Annotated in this window: 21 protein-coding genes and 1 tRNA gene; 13 read left to right on the forward strand and 9 right to left on the reverse strand. The window is 70.1% G+C overall.

From position 1 onward, the window contains the following. Window positions 1-21 precede the first annotated feature (21 nt). The 4 genes from MFF06_RS11110 to MFF06_RS11125 form a co-directional block, all read right to left on the reverse strand. Complete coding sequence (locus MFF06_RS11110; RefSeq protein ID WP_238203777.1) at window positions 22-1374, reverse strand: NTP/NDP exchange transporter; 1353 nt, start codon at window positions 1372-1374, stop codon at window positions 22-24. Between the two features lie 165 nt (window positions 1375-1539). Continuing rightward, window positions 1540-2280 carry an NADPH-dependent F420 reductase gene (locus tag MFF06_RS11115; RefSeq protein WP_238203779.1) on the reverse strand — a complete coding sequence of 247 codons (741 nt, stop codon included), beginning with the start codon at window positions 2278-2280 and terminating at the stop codon, window positions 1540-1542. After that, window positions 2270-3190 carry an aldo/keto reductase gene (locus tag MFF06_RS11120; protein ID WP_238203781.1) on the reverse strand — a complete coding sequence of 307 codons (921 nt, stop codon included), beginning with the start codon at window positions 3188-3190 and terminating at the stop codon, window positions 2270-2272. The genes MFF06_RS11115 and MFF06_RS11120 overlap by 11 nt, the downstream gene beginning before the upstream one ends. Before the next feature lie 34 nt (window positions 3191-3224). Further along, window positions 3225-3560, reverse strand: a complete 336-nt coding sequence (locus MFF06_RS11125) for a hypothetical protein (RefSeq protein ID WP_238203784.1) — start codon at window positions 3558-3560, stop codon at window positions 3225-3227. A gap of 157 nt (window positions 3561-3717) precedes the next feature. Between MFF06_RS11125 and MFF06_RS11130 the strand changes: the two genes are divergently transcribed. Both MFF06_RS11130 and MFF06_RS11135 read left to right on the forward strand, forming a co-directional pair. Beyond that, window positions 3718-5706 carry an OPT family oligopeptide transporter gene (locus MFF06_RS11130; protein WP_238203786.1) on the forward strand — a complete coding sequence of 663 codons (1989 nt, stop codon included), beginning with the start codon at window positions 3718-3720 and terminating at the stop codon, window positions 5704-5706. 88 nt (window positions 5707-5794) lie between these two features. Beyond that, a tRNA-Met gene (locus MFF06_RS11135) sits at window positions 5795-5871 on the forward strand. Between the two features lie 126 nt (window positions 5872-5997). Here the strand turns inward: MFF06_RS11135 and MFF06_RS11140 are convergent. Then, on the reverse strand, window positions 5998-6816 hold the full coding sequence (locus MFF06_RS11140) for a universal stress protein (protein WP_238203787.1): 819 nt from the start codon (window positions 6814-6816) through the stop codon (window positions 5998-6000). 218 nt (window positions 6817-7034) lie between these two features. Here MFF06_RS11140 and MFF06_RS11145 point away from each other — a divergent pair, with 218 nt between their 5' ends. Together MFF06_RS11145 and MFF06_RS11150 are read left to right on the forward strand one after the other, a co-directional pair. Next, window positions 7035-7250 carry a hypothetical protein gene (locus MFF06_RS11145; protein WP_238203788.1) on the forward strand — a complete coding sequence of 72 codons (216 nt, stop codon included), beginning with the start codon at window positions 7035-7037 and terminating at the stop codon, window positions 7248-7250. Window positions 7251-7310: 60 nt separating this feature from the next. Continuing rightward, entirely contained in the window at window positions 7311-8657 is a 1347-nt protein-coding gene (locus tag MFF06_RS11150; protein ID WP_238203789.1) for an NRAMP family divalent metal transporter, read from the forward strand. A gap of 141 nt (window positions 8658-8798) precedes the next feature. On the opposite strand, the gene MFF06_RS11155 is transcribed toward MFF06_RS11150, so the two are convergent. Next, window positions 8799-9614 carry a universal stress protein gene (locus tag MFF06_RS11155; protein ID WP_238203790.1) on the reverse strand — a complete coding sequence of 272 codons (816 nt, stop codon included), beginning with the start codon at window positions 9612-9614 and terminating at the stop codon, window positions 8799-8801. Between the two features lie 313 nt (window positions 9615-9927). Between MFF06_RS11155 and MFF06_RS11160 the strand changes: the two genes are divergently transcribed. Together MFF06_RS11160 and MFF06_RS11165 are read left to right on the forward strand one after the other, a co-directional pair. Beyond that, entirely contained in the window at window positions 9928-10788 is an 861-nt protein-coding gene (locus MFF06_RS11160) for a universal stress protein (RefSeq protein WP_238203791.1), read from the forward strand. Between the two features lie 15 nt (window positions 10789-10803). Next, window positions 10804-11013 carry a hypothetical protein gene (locus MFF06_RS11165; RefSeq protein ID WP_238203792.1) on the forward strand — a complete coding sequence of 70 codons (210 nt, stop codon included), beginning with the start codon at window positions 10804-10806 and terminating at the stop codon, window positions 11011-11013. A gap of 87 nt (window positions 11014-11100) precedes the next feature. Here the strand turns inward: MFF06_RS11165 and MFF06_RS11170 are convergent, their stop codons facing one another. After that, window positions 11101-11910, reverse strand: a complete 810-nt coding sequence (locus tag MFF06_RS11170; RefSeq protein ID WP_238203794.1) for a universal stress protein — start codon at window positions 11908-11910, stop codon at window positions 11101-11103. Between the two features lie 825 nt (window positions 11911-12735). On the opposite strand from MFF06_RS11170, the gene MFF06_RS11175 reads away from it, so the two are divergent. From MFF06_RS11175 to MFF06_RS11205, 7 genes are all read left to right on the forward strand, one after another. Beyond that, complete coding sequence (locus MFF06_RS11175; protein WP_238203796.1) at window positions 12736-13536, forward strand: MetQ/NlpA family ABC transporter substrate-binding protein; 801 nt, start codon at window positions 12736-12738, stop codon at window positions 13534-13536. A 93-nt stretch (window positions 13537-13629) separates the two neighbouring features. Next, entirely contained in the window at window positions 13630-14442 is an 813-nt protein-coding gene (locus tag MFF06_RS11180; RefSeq protein WP_238203798.1) for a MetQ/NlpA family ABC transporter substrate-binding protein, read from the forward strand. Between the two features lie 2 nt (window positions 14443-14444). Continuing rightward, a complete protein-coding gene (locus tag MFF06_RS11185) occupies window positions 14445-15578 on the forward strand; it encodes a methionine ABC transporter ATP-binding protein (protein ID WP_370876744.1) in 1134 nt (377 codons plus the stop codon). After that, window positions 15559-16212: a methionine ABC transporter permease gene (locus tag MFF06_RS11190; protein ID WP_238203802.1), complete on the forward strand. Its 654-nt coding sequence runs from the start codon at window positions 15559-15561 to the stop codon at window positions 16210-16212. Before MFF06_RS11185 ends, MFF06_RS11190 begins: the two co-directional genes overlap by 20 nt. Further along, entirely contained in the window at window positions 16209-17585 is a 1377-nt protein-coding gene (locus tag MFF06_RS11195) for an LLM class flavin-dependent oxidoreductase (protein ID WP_238203804.1), read from the forward strand. The genes MFF06_RS11190 and MFF06_RS11195 overlap by 4 nt, the downstream gene beginning before the upstream one ends. A gap of 477 nt (window positions 17586-18062) precedes the next feature. Continuing rightward, a complete protein-coding gene (locus MFF06_RS11200) occupies window positions 18063-19022 on the forward strand; it encodes a sulfonate ABC transporter substrate-binding protein (protein ID WP_238203806.1) in 960 nt (319 codons plus the stop codon). Window positions 19023-19074: 52 nt separating this feature from the next. After that, window positions 19075-19992 carry a TauD/TfdA dioxygenase family protein gene (locus MFF06_RS11205; RefSeq protein ID WP_238203808.1) on the forward strand — a complete coding sequence of 306 codons (918 nt, stop codon included), beginning with the start codon at window positions 19075-19077 and terminating at the stop codon, window positions 19990-19992. Between the two features lie 145 nt (window positions 19993-20137). Here the strand turns inward: MFF06_RS11205 and MFF06_RS11210 are convergent, their stop codons facing one another. Both MFF06_RS11210 and soxC read right to left on the reverse strand, forming a co-directional pair. Next, entirely contained in the window at window positions 20138-20680 is a 543-nt protein-coding gene (locus MFF06_RS11210) for a c-type cytochrome (protein ID WP_238203809.1), read from the reverse strand. After that, the coding region (soxC, locus tag MFF06_RS11215) for a sulfite dehydrogenase (RefSeq protein ID WP_238203810.1) at window positions 20667-21513 on the reverse strand (847 nt) is incomplete at its 5' end. The genes soxC and MFF06_RS11210, both read right to left, overlap by 14 nt.

Raw genomic sequence — 21513 nt, forward strand, 5'->3', positions numbered from 1 at the left:
GTGCAGGAGGCACCTCGCGCCCTATCCGGCGCCACCCCCACCTCCACCTCCTCCCCGCAAGGGGGAGGAGAGCGCGTCGTGTTCCCGCCGCCGCTCCTGCGCCCGCCCCAGCCACAGGCTGTTGACGAGCCACGCGACCGAGAGTGGCACCGCCACAATGGACACGCTCGCCGTGCCGAGGCCGAGCGCGCCGATGCCGGTGAAGGACCACGCCCCCGCTTGGTCGCCGAGGCGGTAGACCACCGTGTCGATGAAGCTCTTCGCCTTGTACCGGTCCTCCCGGGGCACCACCGTGAACAGCACCTCGCGGATCGGCCGGGCGATGGCGAAGTTGCCCGCCCGGCGCAGCACCTGGAACGCCACGATCACGCCGATCGTCGGTGCGAAGGCCAATGCGGCGAAGCCGAGGATGCTGAAGGCCGGCAGGATCGCCAGCGTCGCCCCGACCCCGATCCGCGCGACGATCCGCCCGGTCAGGAAGAGCTGGATGCCGAGCGTCAGCACGTTCACCGCGAGATCCACGCTGGCGAAGAAGGCCGTCTGCGAGGCGCGGTCGGGGAAGCTGCGCTTCGCGATGCCCGCCTGCTCGAAATAGAGAAAGGTCGAGGTGATCGAGAATAGGAGCAGGAACAGGGAGATGTTGAGGAGGTAGGGCGAGGCCAGCGTCCGGGTGATGCCGGACCAGATGCTGCCGCCGATGGCGGAATCCCTCGCCTCGCCCTCCACGCCGGAGCCCGGCACCTCGTGGAGTTGCCGCGCAAGACGGGCGAGTCCGCGCATGGAGAACACCGCCGCCTCGAGGAGCACGACGGCGCAGAGCATCAACCCCCAGGTCGGAACGTTCTTGGCGAGCCCCGCCGTGGTGGCCGACCCCGCGATGGCGCCGAGCGTCGCCCCGGCCGCGATGAAGCCGAACAGGCGCCGGCCCTGCTCGTTGGTGAACACATCCACGATGGTCGCCCAGAAGATCGAGACGACGAACAGGTTGAAGATCGACAGCCAGATGAAGAATACCCGGCCGATCCACACGTCCCAGTCCGGCGGCGCGAGGTACAGCGCGGTGGCGAAGCCGAGGATGTTGAGGGCGAAGAAGCGATAGGTCAGCGGCACGAACCGGGCGCGCGGCATCCGCTTCACCAGCCACGCGAAGGGGATGTTGAGGGTCAGCATCCCGACGAGGGTCGCCGTGAACAGCCAGGGCAGGTTCTCGATCCCGCCCGCGATGCCCATCTGGTCGCGGATCGGCCGCAGGACGTAGTAGGCCGCGAGGATCGAGAAGATGTAGGCCCAGGACCATGCCAGCGCCGGGCCCTCACCCGGCCGGATGTCGATCAGCCGGGCGAGGGTGCCCCGGGCGGGGGTGGCGTCGGTCATGGGGAGGGTTCGTTTCCGGCTCTTCTCAAGGGGCCTCCACAACCACTCCGTCATCGCGAGCCTCGCGAAGCGATCCAGGGCGGCGGGATGTCTCAGGCACGGCGTGCCCCTGGATTGCTTCGCTTCGCTCGCAAAGACGGCACGGGTGAAGGGGGCGAGGCGCCCTTACTTCGCCAACCCGAGCTTCTCCTTCAGCTCCGGCGCCGTCACGTCGTGCCCGAAGCCCGGCGTGCCCATGGCGAACTTGTCGGCATCCTTGAGGGAGCCGACCACCACCGGATCGAACCCGGCATCGCGCACCAATCCTTCGGCCACCTTCAGCGCCTGGGGATCGTCGCCGGCGATGGGAATGCCCATGCGCCCGCCCGCCCGGTCTTGGCCGCCGTTGGCGCCGGCCTTCGCGAAGATCTTGTAGTTCGCCGCGTTGAAGGCCCGCACCAGCTTGGCGCCGGGGAAATACTTCGCGGAGGTCAGGCCGATGCCGTCCTTCTGCGCCTCGGCGAAGAGCGCGCCGTCGCGGCGCTCGGTGGCGTTGCCGGCATCGAGCACGACCTTGCCCTTGAGGAGCGGGCCGATCTCCTTCGACAGGTCGGGATACGCCTTGTAGGGCACGGCCAGGAACACCGCGTCGGCGAATTGGATCGCCTGCTCCGGCGTGCCGGCCTTCGCCTTGGGGCCGAGCTCATCGACGAGGGGCTTCAGGTTCTCCGGGTGGCGCGAGGCGAACATCACCTCGTGCCCGTCCTTCACCCACAGACCGCCGATCGTGCCGCCGATGTTGCCGCCGCCGATCACGCCGATCCTGATCTTGCCCGCCCCGTCCTGGGCGAGGGCGGGGAGCGCCGTGAGCGTGAGGGCGGCCCCGAGGGCGAGGGCGGCGCGGCGGGAGAGGGTGTCAGAGCGCATCGATGAAGGCCTCCATCTGCTTGCGCTGCCCGGCATCGGGCAGCGGGTCGTGGGCGGCGCCGAGATTGTCTTCGACGTAAGCAACCTTGGCCATGCCGGGGATCGGGCAGGTCACCGCCGGGTGGCCGAGGACGTATTTCAGGAAGAATTGCGGCCAGCTCGCGCAGCCGATCTCCTTCGCCACGGGGGGCAGCTCCTTGCTCTGCACCGCCTTGAACAGCCGGTCGCGGCCGAAGGGCACGTTCACCATCACGGCGATGCCCTTCTCGGCGGCGAGCGGCAGGATGCGCTCCGCCGCCGCCCGGTTGTCGATGGCGTAGTTCACCTGGATGAAGTCGAGGGGCTCGCTGCTCATCACCGGCTCCAGCCCCTCGAACTGGTTGTCGCGCCAGATCGTGACGCCGACATAGCGGATCTTCTTCTCGCCCTTCAGGTCCCGCAGAACGGCGAGGTTGTTGGCCGTGTCGATGAGGTTGTGGACCGCCACGAGGTCGATCCTGTCCGTCCGCATCCGCGCGAGGGAGCGCGCGAACTCGGCCTTCGTCTCCTCCCGGCCGCGCGTGTCGACCTTGGTGGCGAGGAACACCTTGTTGCGCAGGTCGCCCTCTGAGAGGATCAGGCCGAGCACGTCCTCGGCCGTGCCGTAGCTCGGTGCCGTATCGATCACCGAGCCGCCGAGCCGCAGGAAGGTCTCCACCGCCTCCCTAAGGGGCTTCACGGCCTCCGGCGTCGGCTCGACCTCGTAGCGGCGCGACGTGCCGATGCCGAGGGCGGGTAGCGTCTCGCCGGTGGAGGGGATCGGCCGGCGGATGAGCGCCGTGTCGGCGCGGGCCGCGCGGGGGGCGAGCGGTGAGAGCGCGACCGGGGCGAGGGCGGCGGTCGCCAGGAGGGCACGTCGGGATACCGGCATCGGGCTTCAGGTCTCCAGGCGGGGGCGGGGTCGCTCAGTCTTCCTCGGGCGGGTCCTCGAACTCCGCGCCCTCCGTGTCGGGGGCGATGCGGAAGCGGTACTCGTCGATGGCGAGGAACGCCCGATGGGCGGCCTGCACGTCGATCCCGTCGCGGACCACGAGGGTCTGGAAGTCGATGAACAGACGTGCGATCCGCGCCTCCTCGGACAGGCTGGCAAGGGCCGACGAACTCGCCCCCGCCCGCATGGCGTAACGTTTGGCGGTCGCGGCCTCGGCGAGCGGCAGAACCACGACCTGCCCGGCGGTGTCCGGCCGCAATTCGGCCCAACGGGCCGGCGTCCAGGCGATAATGGCCTCGAGTTGCTTCATTGTGTCGGATGTCCGCATTGCCGCCGCCTTGGGGGGCTGACGGGCGTGCCTTCCTGTCGCGGAGGACAGATAGGGGAACCCCGGCGGCGGGGCCATGCCGTTGTGGCGCCACGCCATCCGTGATGTCCTGCGCCACCGGACACGGGACGGGGGGACGATGAACGCCAGGAACGAGATCGCCCGTGAAACAGCCGGGTCCGGCCGGCACGGTCGGGAGATCACCCTGCGCGGGATCCTCCTCGGGGCGGCGATCACCGTCGCCTTCATGGCGGCCAACATCTACATGGGCCTGAAGACGGGGATGACGTTCTCGTCCTCCATTCCCGCCGCCCTGCTCTCCATGGGGGCCCTTCGGCTCGCGGGCGGCGGCATCCTCGAGAACAACATCGTCCAGACGCAGGCTTCGGCCGCCGGCACCCTGTGCAACGTCATCCTCGTCCTGCCGGGCCTCGTGCTGATCGGGACGTGGCATGGCTTCCCCTTCTGGGAGACGAGCCTCGTCTGCCTCGTCGGCGGCTGGCTGGGCGTCGCCTTCTCCATTCCGCTCCGCCGGGCCCTCGTGAGCGGCAGCGCGCTGCCCTATCCCGAGGGCGTTGCGGCGGCCGAGGTGCTGCGCGCGGGCCATACCGAGGAGGGCAAGGGCGGGCTTGCCGTCCTGATGGTGGCCGCCGCCGGCTCGGGGGCCGTCGCCTTCCTCACCAACGGGCTGCGCCTCCTCGCGGAGGGCGTGCTCACCGCCTTCGCGGTGGGGGGCGCCGCCTTCAGCGTCGGCAGCGGGTTCTCCCTCGCGCTCGTCGGGGTCGGCTACCTCGTCGGCATCGGCGCTTGCCTCGCGCTGCTGAGCGGCGTCGTCATTGCCTGGGGCCTCCTCGTGCCACTCCTCACCGCCCTGGCGCCGCAGGCCGGGGTGCCGCCGGGCGAGGCGGCGCAGGCCGCCTGGGCAGGACAGGTGCGCCTCGTCGGCGCGGGAATCATCGCCGTCGGCGGGTTCTGGACCGTCGCGGCGCTGGTGCGGCCGATCCTCGCGAGCATTGCCGCGGCGACCTCCGCCGCCCGCCGTCCCGCCCGCGACCTGCCGCGACAGGAGCGCGACCTGCCGATCCTCTGGGTCGCGCTCGGTGCCCTGCTCCTCGCCGTGCCCCTCGGCGCCCTGTTCTGGAGCTTCAGTCTGTCGGCGGGCCTCTCGGGGGCGGCGGCGGCGGGCGTGAGCGCGGCCGGCATCCTGTTCTGCTACGTCTTCGGCGCGGCGATGGCGGCGGTGTGCGGCTACCTCGCCGGCCTCCTCGGCTCGTCCACGAGCCCGATCTCCGGCATCGGAATCCTGGCGACGATGGTGGGTGCCCTCGCGGTGCCGGCCATGATCGGCGTCTCGGCCAATACGGAGTTGCAGCGCTTCGGCCTCGCCGCCGTGCTGCTCGCGGCCTCGGTGGTGGTCACGGCCTCGTCCATCGCCAACGACAACCTCCAGGACCTGAAGACCGGCCAATTGGTCGACGCGACCCCGTGGCGGCAGCAGGCGGTGCTGCTGCTCGGCGTGGCCGTCGGATCCCTGGTGATCGTGCCCCTGCTGTCGCTGCTCTACAACGCCTACGGCTTCGTCGGCGCCCTGCCGCGCCCCGGCATGGACCCGCGCGAGGCGCTGGCGGTACCGCAGGCCTCCCTCGTGACGCAGATCGGCCAGGGCATCGTGCACGGGACACTGCCCTGGCCGATGCTGGCGCTCGGCGGCGTCATCGGGCTCGGGGCGGTCGGCCTGGAGGTGCTGTTCAAGCGGCGGGGCCTGAGCTTCCCGGCGCTCACCGTCGGCATCGGCATGTACCTGCCCCTGTCGGTGGAGGTGACCATCGGCATCGGCGGGGTGATGGGCTTCCTGTGCGAGCGCGCCCTGCGCCGTCGCGACCCCGGCACCCTCGAACCGTCCCGCCGCCGGGGCGTCCTCATCGCCTCCGGGCTCCTCGTCGGCGAGAGCTTCGTCGGCGTCGGCCTCGCGGCGGTCGATGCCTCCGCCGGCCGGACCGGAACGCTGTCCCTGGCCGACACGGCGCTCGCCGCCGGCGCCCCCTGGCTCGGCCTTGCGGTCTTCGGGGCGGGCCTCGGCCTCTTCGCCGCCGCCCTCCTGCGGTCGCACGGGAGCGATCCGCGATGATGCTGCACGGGGGCGTTGACACCGGCCGCCCGCTCTCCCTATAGACCGCCCACGCGCACCGCCCCGGACGGGGTGGCGTTGCTTTTGGGGCGGGGTAGCTCAGCTGGTTAGAGCAGAGGAATCATAATCCTTGTGTCGGGGGTTCAAATCCCTCCCTCGCTACCAACATGGTTTGACACGCACGCTGCAAAGCCCTGGCCAGGATGCCGGGGCTTTTTCGTTGCGGGGTGGTCCCCGCTCGGCTCGCCGGAGGACGCATCCGGCCCGCCGTTACGCCGACACGCTGTACCCTCAGTGGGACATCAGGCAGCAGACCGGCGTCTCCTCGATGAGGGTGCGCGTGACCCCGCCGAAGAACCACTCCCGCATCCGGCTGTAACCGTAGGCGCCCGCCACGATCAGGTCGGCGCCGAACGCCCGCGTCTCGCCCCGCAGGTCGTCGGCGACGCTCGAGCCGGAGGGCGTCGCCATGTGGGCGCTCCCGGCCACGTCGTGCAGCGCGAGGTAGCGCACCACGTCCTCGACCTCCGTCCGATCCTCGCCCCTTCCGATCCGAACCACGCGGACCGCCTCGGCCCGGCGGAGGAGGGGCATGGCATCCGACAGCGTCCTGCGGGTCTGCGGCGTGTTCTTCCAGCCGATGATCACGCGCTTGGCCGCGAGGCCGTCGATGCCGGCCGGCACCACCAGGACCGGCCGCCCCACGCCCATCAGCGCATCGCCGACATCGACCGCCATGCCGGGCGACACGCCCTCATTGTCCGCGGGGCGCCCCACGACGACGAGGTCCGCCGCGCGGGCCTGCCCGGCCAGGAACTTCAGCGGGACGCCGACGTCGGAGCGCCACTCGATGCGTCCCACCGCCCCGGCAGCCTCGCGAAAGACCTGCTCCGCCTCGGCGAGCCTGCCGAGGGCGGTCTGGCGAATCGCCTCGATGACCATCCCCATGGGCACGGCGGTCTCGCCGTAGCCCCTCGGGTAATCGGGCAGACAGGCGGCTGCGCCAATGAGGCGGGCCCCGTGGCGCTCCGCCAAAGCAGCGGCGAGCCGCACGCGAGCCGCTGCGTGGAGCCCGTCATCGACCGCGACCATGATGCTGGCAATGGACATCGGAGCCTCCCAAGACCCGGAATGGATGGCGGGCACAGTGAAGGCCCGGGCGGGGGACCGCTTTGACCTGCCGCAACGCGCCGTCGTGTCGGATGCCGGGCTCGGAGCCGCCCGCCGCGGCGGGTGACGCCCGGTCCTGCGGGCGGCCTTGCGCTGGATCAAGGCCGTCCGGCCGATCCGGCCCCAAGGTCCCCTCCACCGGCAAGGGGAGGGGAGCGATGCGCGAATACCTGGTCACCTTTCGCAAGACCGTCCCGGACGACAGCGGCCACGACCATCGCGTCTTGCAGCGCCGGGCGGTCGTCACCGCCTGCTCCGAGGTCGCCGCCGCCTTCGCGGCCAAGGCGATGCTGTGCGAGGCCGACGGCATCGTGGATTGGCGGCTGCGGGCCGACACCTGCGAGGTCGCCGCGATCGACAGGCATGCGGCCTGAGGAGGCGGGCATGAGTCGCGGGCCGGACGGGGCGAGGGCTGCCGCATGGAGGGCGGCGGCATGAGCGCCCCGTCCGCCGCCGCCGCCGCCGGGGGAGGGGACGACCCGGAGGCGGCGAGCCCCGCCATCGGCCCCTCGAAGCCGCGCCTGCTGCGGGTGCTCGGCCCTGGGCTGATCACGGGGGCCTCCGACGACGACCCGAGCGGCATCGCCACCTACGGGCAGGCCGGAGCCCAATTCGGCTACGGATTGTGCTGGACCATGCTCTACACGCTGCCGCTGATGGCGGCGGTGCAGATGGTCTCCGCCCGGATCGGCCGCACCACCGGGCAGGGCATCGCCGGCGTGCTGCGCGCGCACTACCCGAACGGCCTGCTGCAGGGCGTGGTGGTCCTGCTGCTGGCCGCCAACGTCCTGAATCTCGGGGCCGACCTCGGCGCCATGGCCGATGCCCTGAACCTGCTCCTGCCGGGGCCGCGCTGGCTGTACGTGGCGCTGTTCGCCGGCACCTGCGCGTTCCTGCAACTCGCCCTGCAGTACACCCGCTACGTCGCCGTCTTGAAATGGCTGACGCTGAGCCTGTTCGCCTATCTCGGGGTGGTGATCCTGGCCCGGGTCTCGTGGCTGGATCTCGGCCTGGCCATCGCCCTGCCGCGCGTCGACCTCGGCGAGGGCCTCACCACCCTGGTGGCACTCTTCGGCACCACGATCAGCCCGTACCTGTTCTTCTGGCAGGCGGCCGAGGAAGCCGAGGATCTCAGGGCGTACCCGCGTCGACGCGATCTCCTGCGGGCGCCCGAGCAGGGCGGAAGCGCCCTGCGCCGGATCGAGATCGACACAGTCGTGGGCATGACCTTCTCGAATCTCGTGGCGCTGGCCATCATGGTCACCACGGCGGCGGTCCTGCACGCGAACGGCGTCACCGACATCCAGACCTCCGCCCAGGCGGCGGAGGCACTGCGCCCCTTGGCCGGCCCGTTCTCCGCCACGGTCTTCGCCCTCGGCATCATCGGCACCGGCCTGCTCGCGGTCCCCGTGCTCGCGGGCTCCGCGGCCTACGCGGTCGGCGAGGCCCGGCGCTGGCCAGTGGGCTTCGGACGGCGCTTGCTGGAGGCGCGCGCCTTCTACGGCACGGTCGCGCTGGCGACCCTGGTCGGCATGGCCGTCAGCCTCGGCGCGGTCGATCCGATCCGGGCGCTGTACTGGAGCGCGGTCGTCAACGGGGTCATCGCGGTGCCCGTCATGGCCTTGATGATGCTGGCGGCGGCCCGCGCCGACATCATGGGCGCCTTCGCCATTCGCGGATGGCTGAGGGCGCTCGGTTGGCTCGCCACGGCCTGCATGTCGCTCGCGGTCCTCGGGATGCTGGCGACCGCGCTGTTCCCCTCGATCGCGCGCGTCCCCTGATCCGGGGATCAAAGGACACGCCTCCGATCCCCGGCCGGCACCGCGTTTCCCCCCCTCGGGGCCGTAGCTCGGACGAGCGGGACGGACACCCCGCGGCGGGGAACCGACGGGTGAACGACGCGCGGGCGGCGGCCCCGCGCATCAATGGCTCATCAGGCAGCAGAGAGGCGACGTCGTCAGCAGGTCGCGGGTGACGCCGCCGAAGGCCCACTCGCGCAGGCGCGTGTGGCCGTAGGCGCCCGTCACGATCAGATCGGCCTCCTCGCGCTCCGCGAACCGGAGGATCTCGTCCGCGGCACCGATCTCCGGCTTGTGCAGCAGATGCGTGGTGACGCCGACGCGGGGGCCGGCGAGGAAGGCGGCGACGTCCTCGGCCCCCTCGCGGTCGGCGCCGGGGCCGACCGCCACCACCTTGACCTCCTCGGCCCGGCTCAGGAACGGCAACGCGTCGTGGATGGCACGGCGCGCCTCGCGCGTGCCCTTCCAGGCCACGACGATCCGCCTCGCGGCGAGCGACGCCACGCCGGGCGGCGCGACCAGCACGGGGCGTCCGGCCTCCATGAGGAGCGCCCCGGGGAGAACGCCCATCGGGCCGGGATCGGCATCCGCCGGGCCGTGCCGGCCGACCACCACCACGTCGGCCGCCCGTGCCTGCGCGGCGAGGTAGGTCGAGGGCCCCATTGAGGCGGAGCGCCATCGCGCATCGCGGGCCGCCGTGGCCTCGCGGGCGAAGAGGGCCCTGGCCGCCGCGATCTGCTCACCGGCCAGCCGCTCCTCGATGGCCCAGACACGTTCGACCTCCAGCCTGTCGCCGACCGGCATGACCGTCAGGACCGGACGCGCGGCGACACCGGTCAGCGTGGCCTCGAACCCCTTCGCGAGGCCCGCCGCGAGGCGGATGCGATCCGCCGCCGCGGGTCCGAGATCGACCGAGACCATGATGCTGGAGATCGTCATGACCGCCTTACTCCGCCGGAGCCCCTGCGCCGCTCTGGGACCGTGGTCCCGGCTCGCGGCGGCGGCCTTGATCCAGCGCAAGGGGCGGCCACGTCGCGAAGCGCGTCCAGGGGGCGCCGCCTCGCGAGATGCCCCCCGTCCGTGATGCCTCGCGCTTCGCGCTCTGGGACGGTGCAGCGCAGCGATCCAGGCGGAACCGAACCTGCGCGCGCAGGCCGCCGCCCCGCCTTCGCCCGGGCCGCTTGAGGTGGATCAAGGCCGCGCCGCCGGGATGGGACCAAGCATGGGACACGCTCAGACGGGAGAAAACCCCATGTCCAAATCGCATCCTTCACCCCTCGCCGGGATCCGCGACGTCTTCGTCGGTACCGCCGTCGAGGTCGAGCACGAGGAAGCCTCCTCCGCCATCGGCTACGGCCTGACCCTGGCCAAGGCCGCCGGTGCCCATCTCACGATCCAGTCGGCCTCCTGGCGCCTCTCGGGCGACGACGCATGGCTCGGCAGCTTCGACGGCGAGGGCGCCTCGCTGATCGACCGTCGGCTCGACGCGTTGGCCCGGTCCATCGCGGAGCACTCGGCGGGGGAGGCCGCGCAGGTCGGCGTCATCTGCACGACGGAGGCGCCGAGCCTGCCCTATCCGGACATCGTAAACCGGCTGGCCATGCGCGCTCGCCTGCACGACCTGACGGTGCTGGACATCGGCGCGCGCACCTTCGACCTCGACCGCGAGATGATCGAGAAGGCCCTGTTCCACAGCGGGCGGCCGGTCATCGCGGTCCCGCCGGGCCACGATGCCTTCGCCGCACGCCGGATCGTCGTGGCCTGGGACGGCAGCGCGCAGGCCGCCAGAGCCGTCAACGACGCGCTGCCCTTCCTCCGCGCGGCCGAGGCGGTGGAGATCGTCTCCGTCGGCTCCGAGGCGGAAATCCAGGCCATGCTGCCCGGCGCCGAGCTGGCGCCCCACCTCGCGCGGCATGGGGTGGCCGTCTCCCTGAACGACCTGCCCGAGGGTGAGAGCGTCGCCGACACCCTGCGCGCCCAGGCCGGCCTGTTCCGGGCGGACATGGTCGTCATGGGCGCATATCGGCATTCCCCGACCCGCGAATACTTCCTCGGTGGCGTCACGCGCTCCTTCCTGCGGGGGAGCCCGGCACCGCTGTTCCTGGCCCGCTGACCCCGGAGATCGACGATGAGCGAGCGAGACACGGGGCGCGTCGGCACGGACGGTCGTATCGTGCGCCCGCGCAGGCCGAGGCGCCCGGCCCCGCCGGCCCGGACTCCGACCGAGACCAGGGAGGTGACGCCCCAGGAGCGCGCACCGAACCGGAGCGCATGGCCGGGACCGCTCGACGACGAGGAGCGCGCCGCGCTGGAGGCCGGCTGGGGCTTCGTCGAGTGAGCGCGCATCGCCGCCGGCCCAGGGGTCGGCGGCGATCGCCCGGATGCGCGTCGAGGACGACCCGGGCAGCGCCAACGGCGGGGCGCCTCAATGGCACATCAGGCAGCAGACCGAAGCGCGGTCCAGAACCTCGCGCGTGACGCCGCCGACGATCCATTCGCGCAGGCGGGAATGCCCATAGGCGCCCATCACGATGAGGTCGGCGTCCTGGCGCGCGGCGTAGGCGAGGATCTCGTCGCCGTCGCATCCGCCCGCCGGCAACCGGCTGGCGGTGACATGGGCGCCATGGCGCGCGAGATGACCGGCCACCGCCTCCACACCTCCTTCAGGCTCGGCGCCCACCGTCGCCACGCAGACCCGATCGGCCCCGTGGAGGAACGGCAGCACCGCCGTGATGGCCCGCCGGGCTTCCGGCGCGTCCTTCCACGCGACGACGATCCGTTCCGCCCTCAGCGACGCGACCCGCGGCGGCACGATGAGAACGGGGCGGCCTGCCTCCATGAGGACCGGTCCCGGCCGCACGCGGAGGGGCCCGGGATCGCCGTCATCCGGCCCGTGCCGGCCCACCACGACGATATCGGCGGCCCGCGCCTGCTCGACGAGGTGGGTGATCGGGTCGGTCAGGGCGGCCTGCCAATCGGTGCGGATGCCGTCGCCGGCGCCGTGCGTGAACAGGGCGTGGGCCTCGTCGAGGATCTCGCGGACGAGCGCCGTGTTGCGCGCCTCCTGCCGGGCAGCGTCGTCGAGGTCGCTCACCAGGATTGGGGCCGCCACCGTATGGGCCGCCGCCCCCGTGAGGCTGGCCGAGAACCGCCGCGCCAACCCCGCAGCCAGACGAACCCGGCCCGGCGCGGCGTCGCCGAGGTCGACCGCCACGAGGATGTTCGCGAAATCCATGGCCCTCTCCCCCAGGCGTCGGTTCCGATGCGGAACCCTGGCCCGGCGTGGATCGCCCCACCTTGATTCAGCTCAAGCCCACCACGCCGCCGACCGGCCATTGCCCAGGGCCGTCACCGCATCGGGGTGCCGTCTCGCGCACCCCTGGCCCTGATCACGCCCGAAGTCACGCCAAATCCACGCCCTCGGTCATTCCCCGGGAAATCCAGGATGGATCGCTCCGCAGGGCGGGCCAACCCGTTGCGGGGGAGGGCGAATTTTCCCGATCGGAAGGGGAGGGGCGGAGACGGAGGGATTTGCCGCCGTGACCTGGAAACCATTGCGAAGATTAGGCTCTTTCGAGCGCTCGGTTTCAGTTCGTAGCGGGGGTTTTGGGGCACTCGTCAAAGGGGAGGCTTGAGCTTCTCAAGTCCCGCAGCGGCGGCGGAATGCGGGCGGGCGCCCCGTTCTTCAAACGCTGCCATCACTCCTTGCCTCGGGGCGCCGACCAAGCGAAAAAACAGGGAGCCTGAACGGCAAGGCGAAACCGATCTTCGGCTTTGCGCATGAGCCGACATCACTTCGCTGCCCGAAACCGGACGTTCAGCTTCGCGCTCATCCCGGTCATTCGTCGATACGCGCCGTTCGTCATACGAGTGGACATGGCCTGTAGCGGTGTGAGCGCCCTCCGGCGGGAGAAAATCGTCGCCGCGGAATGGCGATCAACGGAAACAATTGCCTTCGTCTCGCCGAAAGTTCGGCAACCAGTACTCTTGAAGATCATCGGCAAATTCAAGATACAAAGGCGACCGTTAATCTTCGAACTGATCGCGAAAAGCCAGCGCCGTGCCTGTATCGACCCGTCGCGTCTTTCTGTCCGGCGCCCTTTCCTTGAGCATGGGATCGGCCCGTGCCGCCCCGGCGCCGTTGCGGGTCGTGGCGTCCTCGTTACCCCATGCCGAAATTCTGGACTTCGTGGCCGGGCAATTCGGCCCCGAGTTGCCGCTGAAGATCATCGAAATTTCCGGTGATCTCCGTCCGAATGCCCTGCTCCGTGACGGGGACGCCGACGCGAACTTCTTCCAACACGTGCCCTTCCTGCGATCGGAGGAGGCCTCGATGGGGATGCGCTTTGCCGTCGTCGCAGCAGTGCATATCGAGCCGCTGGGCTTGTACAGCCGCCGGGCCAAGTCCCTGGCGGATGTGCCGGCTGGCGGGATTGTTTCTCTTTCGAACAGCGTCTCCAACACGAGCCGCGGCCTCTTGCTGTTGCAGGCCAACGGGCTGATCCGGCTGCGTTCCACGGAACCCGGCGTCGACCTCACCCTGGACGATGTGGTGGAGAACCCGAGGAAGTTCCGTTTCGTCGAGATCGCGCCCCCGCAATTGCCGCGCTCCCTCGATGACGTGGCGCTTGCGGTGATCAACGGCAATTACGCGCTGGAAGGCGGGTTGGACCCCGCGCGGGATGCGCTGGCCCTCGAAAGGGCCGAGGGCAACCCGTATGCGAATGTCCTCGTCACGACGGAGGGCCTGGCCAAGGACCCCCGCGTGTTGCGTCTTGCCGCCTTGCTGACTTCGGCCGAGGTCGCCGCCTTCATCCGCACCCGCTACCGCGGCTCGGTCATCCCCGTCCGCCCGATCTGACCGGTGCCGGGTGGCCGAGGCCACTGTCTTCCCTCCCGACCTGACCACGCCGCCCCGGCCTTTCCCGCGGCGGCAGACCGGAGCCTACCACCGATGCGCTTCCTGAAGACCCTCGCCGTCGCCCTGCTCTGCACAGGTGCGCTGGCGGCCCACGGTCAGGCCGGGGCCGAGACCCTGAAGATCGGCACCGTGCCGGGCGCCTACAGCGACGCCATCACTGCGGTCGCCAAGGAGGCCAAGGATCAGGGCATCGACGTGAAGGTCATCGAGTTCAGCGACTGGACGACGCCCAACGTCGCCCTCGATGCGGGCGACATCGACCTGAACTTCTATCAGCACCGGCCCTTCATGGAGAACGCCTCCAAGCAGAAGGGCTACCGGTTCGACATCGTCGGAATTGGCATCCTGCAGAATATCGGGCTGTTCTCGCTCAAGCATAAGAGCTTCGACCAGATCCCGGTGGGCGGCAAGGTCGCCATCGCCAACGATCCGGTCAATCAGGGACGTGGTCTGCTGCTGTTGCAGAAGGCCGGGCTCATCAAGCTGAAGGACGGCGTCGGCTTCCTCGGCACGGTCGACGACATCACCGAGAACCCCAAGAAGCTGACATTCACCGAGGTCGAGGGCCCCCAACTCGTGCGGATCACCGGCGATGTCGACCTCGCCCAGGGCTACCCGCACTTCATCGTGGCGGCCGGGACCTTCGATCCGACGAGCGGGCTCATCTACTCCGGTATCGAGGACAAGCTGTTCGCGGTGAGCTTCGTCACCAAGGAGTCGCGTAAGGACGATCCGACGATCAAAAAATTCGTGCAGATCTTCCAGAACTCCGAGGCGGTCAAACAGCAGATTCACAAATCCTTCGCCGGGAGCGATAAGCTCTACCTGCTCGCATGGCAGAAGTGACGATGGCCGGATTGGCTCTGGACAGTGTCGGCACCGCATCTCCAGCTGCATCGATCGCGGTCGGTGCTCAGGTGGCTCCCGTTGCCCATGCGGCCGTGGGTCCGCGGGGTACTGGAACAGTGCGGTTCGATCGCGTCTGCAAGACGTATCGTTCGGCAGCGGGCGAGGTTCGAGCCCTCGACGACGTGAGCCTCGACATCCCGTCCGGGGCGATCTTCGGCATCATCGGCCGCTCCGGCGCGGGGAAGAGCACGTTGCTCCGCACGGTCAACCGGCTGGAGGAGCCCAGTTCCGGCCGGGTGCTCGTCGATGGCGGGCCCATTGCCGCCCTCGGCACGGATGGCCTCGTCGCCCTGCGCCGCCGCATCGGCATGATCTTCCAGCACTTCAACCTGCTCTCGGCCAAGACCGTGCGGCAGAACGTAACCCTGCCGCTCACGGTGGCGGGCGTGGAGAAGCGAGAGATCGCCCGGCGGGTGGAGGAGGCGCTGCGCCTCGTCGGCCTGGAAGGCAAGGCGGAGACGTATCCGTCGCGCCTGTCCGGCGGCCAGAAGCAGCGGGTCGGCATCGCCCGTGCCCTGGTGAGCGATCCGGAGATCCTGCTCTGCGACGAGGCGACCTCGGCGCTGGATCCGGAGACCACCCTGTCGATCCTGGGCCTCCTGCGGGACATCAACCGGCGGCTCGGGCTCACCATCATCCTCATCACCCACGAGATGAGTGTGATCCGCGAGATCTGCACCGACGTCGTGGTGCTGGAGGCTGGGAAGGTCGCAGAAGCCGGGCCGGTCTGGCGGGTCTTCGGCGCACCGGAGCACCCGGCGACCCGGGCGCTGCTCGCGCCCCTCACCCGCGACGTGCCGGACGATCTGGCCGCGCGGCTGAGGCCGCATCCGGTACCGGGCGGGATGGCCGTCCTGCGGATCTCCTATTCCGGTGCGATGCCGCCCGACCTCTCGGCCCTCGTCGCGGCGACGGGCGGAGCGGTGAACCTCCTGCAGGCGGGCGTCGAGCGCATCCAGGGGCATGCGGTCGGCCGGATGCTCGTCGCCGTGGGGAGCACGGACGCGGAAGCCCGGTTGAGGGCCATCGGACTGGATGTCGAAGGGATCGGCTATGTCGCCGCAGATGATTGACCGCCTCTGGCAGGCGGCGTTCGACACGCTGTTCATGGTCGGCGTCTCGGCGGGGATCGCGGTCCTCGCGGGCATCCCGCTGGCGCTGTTCCTCGTCACCTCCGGTCCCGGCGGCATCTTCCCCGCGCCGCGGGCCAACCGCCTCGTCGGCCTGGTCGTGAACGGCTTCCGGGCCGTCCCCTTCATCGTGCTGCTCGTGGCGCTGATCCCCTTCACCCGGCTCGTGGTCGGCACCACGATCGGCGTCTGGGCGGCCATCGTCCCGCTTGCGGTGAGCGCCACGCCGTTCTTCGCGCGGATCGCCGAGGTATCCCTGCGGGAAGTCGATCCCGGCCTCATCGAGGCGGCGCAATCCATCGGATGCCGCCGCCGCCACATCCTGCTCCACGTCCTGTTGCCGGAGGCCCTGCCGGGCATCGTCGGCGGCTTCACCATCACCGTCGTCTCGATGATCGGCGCCTCGGCGGTGGCCGGAGCTGTCGGTGCGGGTGGGCTCGGCGACGTGGCGATCCGCTACGGCTACCAGCGCTTCGACACCACCGTCATGTCGGTGGTGATCGCGATCCTGATCGTCCTCGTCTGCCTCGTGCAGTTCACGGGCGACACCGTGGTGCGGAGGCTGCGCGCGCGATGACGTCCCCCCGAAAGCAGATCCGGCTGAACGCGTTCAACATGAACTGCGTCGGCCACATCAATCACGGCCTGTGGACCCATCCGCGCGACCGCTCCGGCGAGTACAACACGCTGCGCTACTGGACCGATCAGGCGAAGCTCTTGGAACGCGGCCTGTTCGACGGACTGTTCATCGCCGACATCCTCGGCGTCTACGACATCTATGGCGGCGGCATCGACGTGACGGCGCGGGAAGCCGTGCAGTTGCCGGTGAACGACCCGACGCTCATCGTCCCGGCCATGGCGGCGGTGACGGAGCATCTCGGCTTCGGCATCACGCTCAACGTCTTCGCGGAGGCGCCCTACACCTTCGCCCGGCGGATCTCGACGCTGGACCACCTCACCGGCGGCCGGGTCGGCTGGAACATCGTCACCGGCTATCTGGAGAGCGCCCATCGCGGGCGGGGCGAGGCGCTTCCCGCCCATGACCGGCGCTATGACTATGCCGACGAGTATCTGGAGGTGCTCTACAAGCTCTGGGAGGGAAGCTGGGACGACGATGCCGTCCGCCGCGACCGCGAGGCGCGGGTGTTCAGCGATCCGGACAAGATCCGCTCCATCTCCCACCGTGGCGAGTTCCTGGCGGTCGACGGCTATCACCTCTGCGAGCCTTCGCCCCAGCGGACGCCCGTCCTGTATCAGGCGGGCGCCTCCGGGCGGGGCCGGGCCTTCGCCGGGCGCCATGCCGAGTGCGTGTTCATCTCGGCGCGGGACAAGCCCTCCGCCCGCGAGGCCGTCCGCGCGATCCGCGCCGAGGCGGTTGCCGCCGGGCGAGATCCGCAGGACGTGAAGGTGTTCATCGGCATCGCCGCCATCCCCGGCCGCACCCGCGCCGAGGCCGAGGACAAGCGCGATCAGTACCTGCGCTACGCCAGTGCCGAGGCGGGGCTGGCGCACTTCTCCGCCTCCACCGGCATCGATTTCGCCCGCTACGGTCTCGACGAGGCGATCCCCTACGCGCCGGGCAACGCGATCCAGTCCGCCACGGCGGCGGCCGCGAAGCGGGGGCTCACCAAGCGCGACCTGCTGGCGGAGATGGGCCTGGGCGGGCGTTACGCCGTGCTCACCGGCGACGCGACCTCCATCGCGGACGAGCTTCAATCCTGGGTCGAGGAAGGGGAGGTGGATGGGTTCAATCTCAGCCGCATCGTCGTCCCGGAGAGCTTTTCGGACTTCATCGACCTCGTGATCCCCGCGCTTCAGGACCGGGGCCTGTACAAGACCGCCTACGCGCCCGGCTCCCTGCGCGGGAAGCTCTTCGGCGAGGGAAATCGCCTTCCCGCCCGCCATGCCGCCAACGCATTCCGGCATGCGGACCGGCCCGTTCCAGCGTGACAGGCGAAATCGTCTCTCGGACCGCCAGGTGCGGAAAAGACTCGCACCGGATCGGACGCAACAAGAGTTTCTAATGCTTTTGACTGCGGTTCGAATGGCGTCGTAAATATCCGCAGCTGATCGCTCAATGTATTTTCAAAAATATTTACGTCGGACAAGGTTTCGGTCCGGCGACCTGAACTGCTCGCGAGCGTTTTCGGTTGAGCATGCGTCACATCGCTGTGTCGTCTTTGCGAGCGTCAGTGAAGCAATCCAGGGATCCGCCACTTCCGGTACCGTCCCGCTGCCCTGGATTGCTTCGCTTCGCTCGCAATGAGGGGTAGCAAGAGTGAACCAGTATTCTCGGAAAATGCTGTAGCCGCCGCAGATTTTACCAGGGCGATCGCCTTACCCGCCTTCCTTACCCCCCGGATGCGGCAGGCTCCGACGGCGGCACAGCCCCCACAGTCATCGATTGCACCCAAAGGAGCCTTTGCCGTGATCACGACCAGACGCCGCGCCGCCTCCCTTCTCGGATTCCTGGCTCTGGGCCTCTCCCTCGGGGCGGGTGCCCTGGCGCAGAGCGCTCCGAAGGAATTGAGGATCGGCTATCAAAAGGTCGGCCTCGTCGTCGTCGCCCGTCAGCAGGGACTGATCGAGAAGCAACTGGCATCGCAGGGCGTGGCCGTGCGCTGGGTCGAGTTCCAGGCGGGGCCGCCCCTGCTGGAAGCACTGAACGCGGGCGGCATCGATTTCGGCTATACCGGGGACGCCCCGCCCATCTTCTCCCAGGCGGCGGGGGGCAACCTCGTCTATGTCGGCGCGGCGGCACCGACCCGCGACGGCGAGGCCATCTTGGTCAAGGCGACGTCGCCGATCCGGTCGGTGGCCGACCTGAAGGGCAAGACCGTCGCCGTGGGGCGCGGGACGAGCAGCCATAACCTCCTCATCGCCGCCCTGGAGAAGGCGGGACTGAGCTTCTCCGACATCAAGCCGGCTTACCTGCTGCCCTCCGATGCCGGCTCGGCCTTCGCAAACGATAGCGTCGACGCCTGGGTGATCTGGGATCCCTATCTCGCCCTGGCGCAATCGCGCGGCGAGACGCGCGTGCTCGCGACCACCGGGCAGACCCACGACGTCTCGTCCTTCTTTCTCGCCAACCGGACCTTCGCGGAGAAGAATCCCGGCCTCATCGCCGGCGCCCTGTCGGGCCTGACCGAGGCAGCGGGCTGGGCGCGGACGCATCGCGACGAGGTCGCGCAGTCACTCGCCGCCGTCACGGGTGTTCCCTACCCCGTCCAGAAGGTCGCCGCCGACCGGACGGAGTTCGCCGTCCGCCCGCTCTCGGACGAGATCCTGACCGCCCAGCAGACCACCGCCGACCGGTTCTTCCGGCTCGGCTTGATCCCCCGCCCCATCAAGGTGCGGGACATCGTGTGGTCCCCGCCGAGGACCTGAGGGCAGCTTCGACAATCCAACCCCCGCCAACCCCCGCAGAGGAGTCTTCTCGATGAGTGCCGTCCTCCATTCGCTCCACCCCGCCGCGCCCGCCCTGGACATCCGCCGCGTCGCCGGGCGCATCGGCGCGGAGATCCGCGGCGTCGCGCTCTCCGGCGACCTCGACGCCGCGACGGTCGCGGCGATCCGGCAGGCGCTTGTTCGGCACAAGGTGGTCTTCTTCCGCGACCAGACCCTGGACGAGGCCGGTCACGAAGCCTTCGGGCGGCTGCTCGGCGATCTCGTCCCGCACCCGACCGTGCCCTCCCTCGACGGCACGGCGGGCACCCTCGACATCGACGGCAGCCGGGGCGAGCGTGCCAGCTCCTGGCACACCGACGTGACCTTTGTGCCGAACTATCCGGCGATCTCGATCCTCCGCGCGGTGACGCTTCCGGCCTATGGCGGCGATACGCTCTGGGCCAACACGGAAGCCGCCTATGCCGAATTGCCGGAGGCCCTGCGCGACCTCGCCGACCGGCTCTGGGCCGTGCACTCGAACGTCTACGACTATGTCGGCGGGCGCGTGACCGTGTCCGATGCCGGACGGCGGCGGTACGACGAGGTGTTCACCCGCACCGTCTACGAGACCGAGCACCCCTTGGTTCATGTCCACCCGGAAAGCGGCGAGCGCTCGCTGATCGTCGGACATTTCATCCAGAGGATCCTCGGCCTGACGACCTCGGATTCGCAGCACCTGCTCGCGATCTTCCACGATCACGCCACGCGGCCCGAGAACACCGTCCGATGGTCCTGGCGGCAGGGGGACGTGGCGATCTGGGACAACCGGGCGACGGTCCACCGCGCCGTGGACGACTATGACGACGAACCGCGCGTGGTGCGGCGCGTGACGATCCAGGGCGTCGCACCGGTCAGCACGGACGGGCGCCGCAGCCGGGCCCGGGAGACGCAGGCGGGCAAGGCTGCCTGAGACGCCGCTCCGCCGCGAGGGTTCAGCAAGGACGCAATCATGCAGCCGCGGCGGGCCTGGCTCGCCGCGGCTTTGCTGTAATCGCAATCACGCCGAGAGAGGGCACGGCGTCGGCGCGGACCCTTCGGCCCACACCGGCCGACACTCAGGGCTTCACATCCGGCCTCGGGTCCGGGACGAAGCCGTCGCGGTTCGGCATCCGGACGGCCGCGAGCGAGTGCGCATCGAACACGGCGTCCTCGGGCGCGAGCCCGTTCAGGTGCAGGACGTAGCCCGAGACGGCGTAGACGTCGTCGTCGCTGAGCGATTGCGGGGCGTTCATCGGCATCGCCCGGCGGATGTAGTCGAACAGCGTCGGCGCGTAGGGCCAGAAGCTACCGACAGTCTTGATCGGCTTCGCGGAGGCGAGCGTGCCCTGTCCGCCCGCGAGCCGCTCGCCCGTGCCGCCTTCACCCCGGCTGCCGTGGCAGGAGGCGCATTGGGCCTCGAACACCGCGCGGCCATGGGCGACGCTGCCGTGGCCCGGCGGAAGCTTCCGGCCGTCCCGGTCGATGTCGATGTTCCAGGCGGCGATCTCGGCCTCCGTCGCCGGGCGGCCGATTCCGAAGCGCTCCGCGCCGTGAGCCGCGCCGCCGATGCCGAACGCGCAGAACGCGGCGGCGAGCGCCCGGACGTTACGCGTAGCCATTGGCGACCTCCCCGTCCGCCGCGATGCGCCAGGGCACCACCGCGTTGTTGTGGTAGAAGGACTTGAGACCCCGCACCGCCGTCAAATCCTCGAAGCTCGGCTGGACGTAGCCGGTTTCGTCGATGGCCCGGCTCGCGATGGTGGTCGGCTGGCCGTCCCAGGTCCAGGGCAGACGGAAGCGGGTCAGCGCCCGGTTCAGCACCGGCTCCTGCAGGGCGGCGTCCCGCCAGCTCCTGCCCCCGTCCGTCGTGACCTGCACGGCGCGGATGCGACCGCGCCCGGTCCAGGCGATGCCGGTGATCTCGTGGAAGCCCTGGGCGATCCGCTGCGTGCCGGAGGGCCGGGTAATGATCGATTTCGCCTCCATGACGAAGGTGAATTGCCGGGCCGTGCCGTCCGGCATCAGGTCCGTGTACTTGGCGGTCTCCTCGCGGGAATAGGCCGGCTCCGCGCTGACGTTGAGGCGGCGCAGCCACTTCACGCTCATGTTGCCCTCGAAGCCGGGCAGGAAGACGCGCAGCGGGTAGCCCTGCTGCGGGCGCAGCCGCTCGCCGTTCTGGCTGTAGACCAGCAAAGCGTCGTCGAGGCATTTCTCGATCGGGATGCTGCGGGTCATCGCGGCGGCATCCGCGCCCTCCGCAACGACCCATCGCGCCTCCGGCTTCAGCCCGGCCTCCCGGAGGACCGTCGCGAGGCGCACGCCCGTCCACTCGGCGCAGCTGACGAGCCCGACGAGGTCGGAGGCCGTCTTGCCCTTGATCGCCTCGAAGCCCGGATTGCCCGAGCATTCGAGGAAGTGGATGTGCGATTCGCTAGGGTGTGAACCGAACCAA

The sequence above is a fragment of the Methylobacterium aerolatum genome (genome assembly GCF_022179085.1).
Taxonomy (GTDB): domain Bacteria; phylum Pseudomonadota; class Alphaproteobacteria; order Rhizobiales; family Beijerinckiaceae; genus Methylobacterium; species Methylobacterium aerolatum.

Excerpts from the sequence above, each read along its gene's own strand:
- MFF06_RS11110 (WP_238203777.1), bottom strand. The coding sequence starts at position 1,374 with ATGACCGACGCCACCCCCGCCCGGGGCACCCTCGCCCGGCTGATCGAC.
- MFF06_RS11115 (WP_238203779.1), bottom strand. The coding sequence starts at position 2,280 with ATGCGCTCTGACACCCTCTCCCGCCGCGCCGCCCTCGCCCTCGGGGCC.
- MFF06_RS11120 (WP_238203781.1), bottom strand. The coding sequence starts at position 3,190 with ATGCCGGTATCCCGACGTGCCCTCCTGGCGACCGCCGCCCTCGCCCCG.
- MFF06_RS11125 (WP_238203784.1), bottom strand. The coding sequence starts at position 3,560 with ATGAAGCAACTCGAGGCCATTATCGCCTGGACGCCGGCCCGTTGGGCC.
- MFF06_RS11130 (WP_238203786.1), top strand. The coding sequence starts at position 3,718 with ATGAACGCCAGGAACGAGATCGCCCGTGAAACAGCCGGGTCCGGCCGG.
- MFF06_RS11140 (WP_238203787.1), bottom strand. The coding sequence starts at position 6,816 with ATGTCCATTGCCAGCATCATGGTCGCGGTCGATGACGGGCTCCACGCA.
- MFF06_RS11145 (WP_238203788.1), top strand. The coding sequence starts at position 7,035 with ATGCGCGAATACCTGGTCACCTTTCGCAAGACCGTCCCGGACGACAGC.
- MFF06_RS11150 (WP_238203789.1), top strand. The coding sequence starts at position 7,311 with ATGAGCGCCCCGTCCGCCGCCGCCGCCGCCGGGGGAGGGGACGACCCG.
- MFF06_RS11155 (WP_238203790.1), bottom strand. The coding sequence starts at position 9,614 with ATGACGATCTCCAGCATCATGGTCTCGGTCGATCTCGGACCCGCGGCG.
- MFF06_RS11160 (WP_238203791.1), top strand. The coding sequence starts at position 9,928 with ATGTCCAAATCGCATCCTTCACCCCTCGCCGGGATCCGCGACGTCTTC.
- MFF06_RS11165 (WP_238203792.1), top strand. The coding sequence starts at position 10,804 with ATGAGCGAGCGAGACACGGGGCGCGTCGGCACGGACGGTCGTATCGTG.
- MFF06_RS11170 (WP_238203794.1), bottom strand. The coding sequence starts at position 11,910 with ATGGATTTCGCGAACATCCTCGTGGCGGTCGACCTCGGCGACGCCGCG.
- MFF06_RS11180 (WP_238203798.1), top strand. The coding sequence starts at position 13,630 with ATGCGCTTCCTGAAGACCCTCGCCGTCGCCCTGCTCTGCACAGGTGCG.
- MFF06_RS11185 (WP_370876744.1), top strand. The coding sequence starts at position 14,445 with ATGGCCGGATTGGCTCTGGACAGTGTCGGCACCGCATCTCCAGCTGCA.
- MFF06_RS11190 (WP_238203802.1), top strand. The coding sequence starts at position 15,559 with ATGTCGCCGCAGATGATTGACCGCCTCTGGCAGGCGGCGTTCGACACG.
- MFF06_RS11195 (WP_238203804.1), top strand. The coding sequence starts at position 16,209 with ATGACGTCCCCCCGAAAGCAGATCCGGCTGAACGCGTTCAACATGAAC.
- MFF06_RS11205 (WP_238203808.1), top strand. The coding sequence starts at position 19,075 with ATGAGTGCCGTCCTCCATTCGCTCCACCCCGCCGCGCCCGCCCTGGAC.
- MFF06_RS11210 (WP_238203809.1), bottom strand. The coding sequence starts at position 20,680 with ATGGCTACGCGTAACGTCCGGGCGCTCGCCGCCGCGTTCTGCGCGTTC.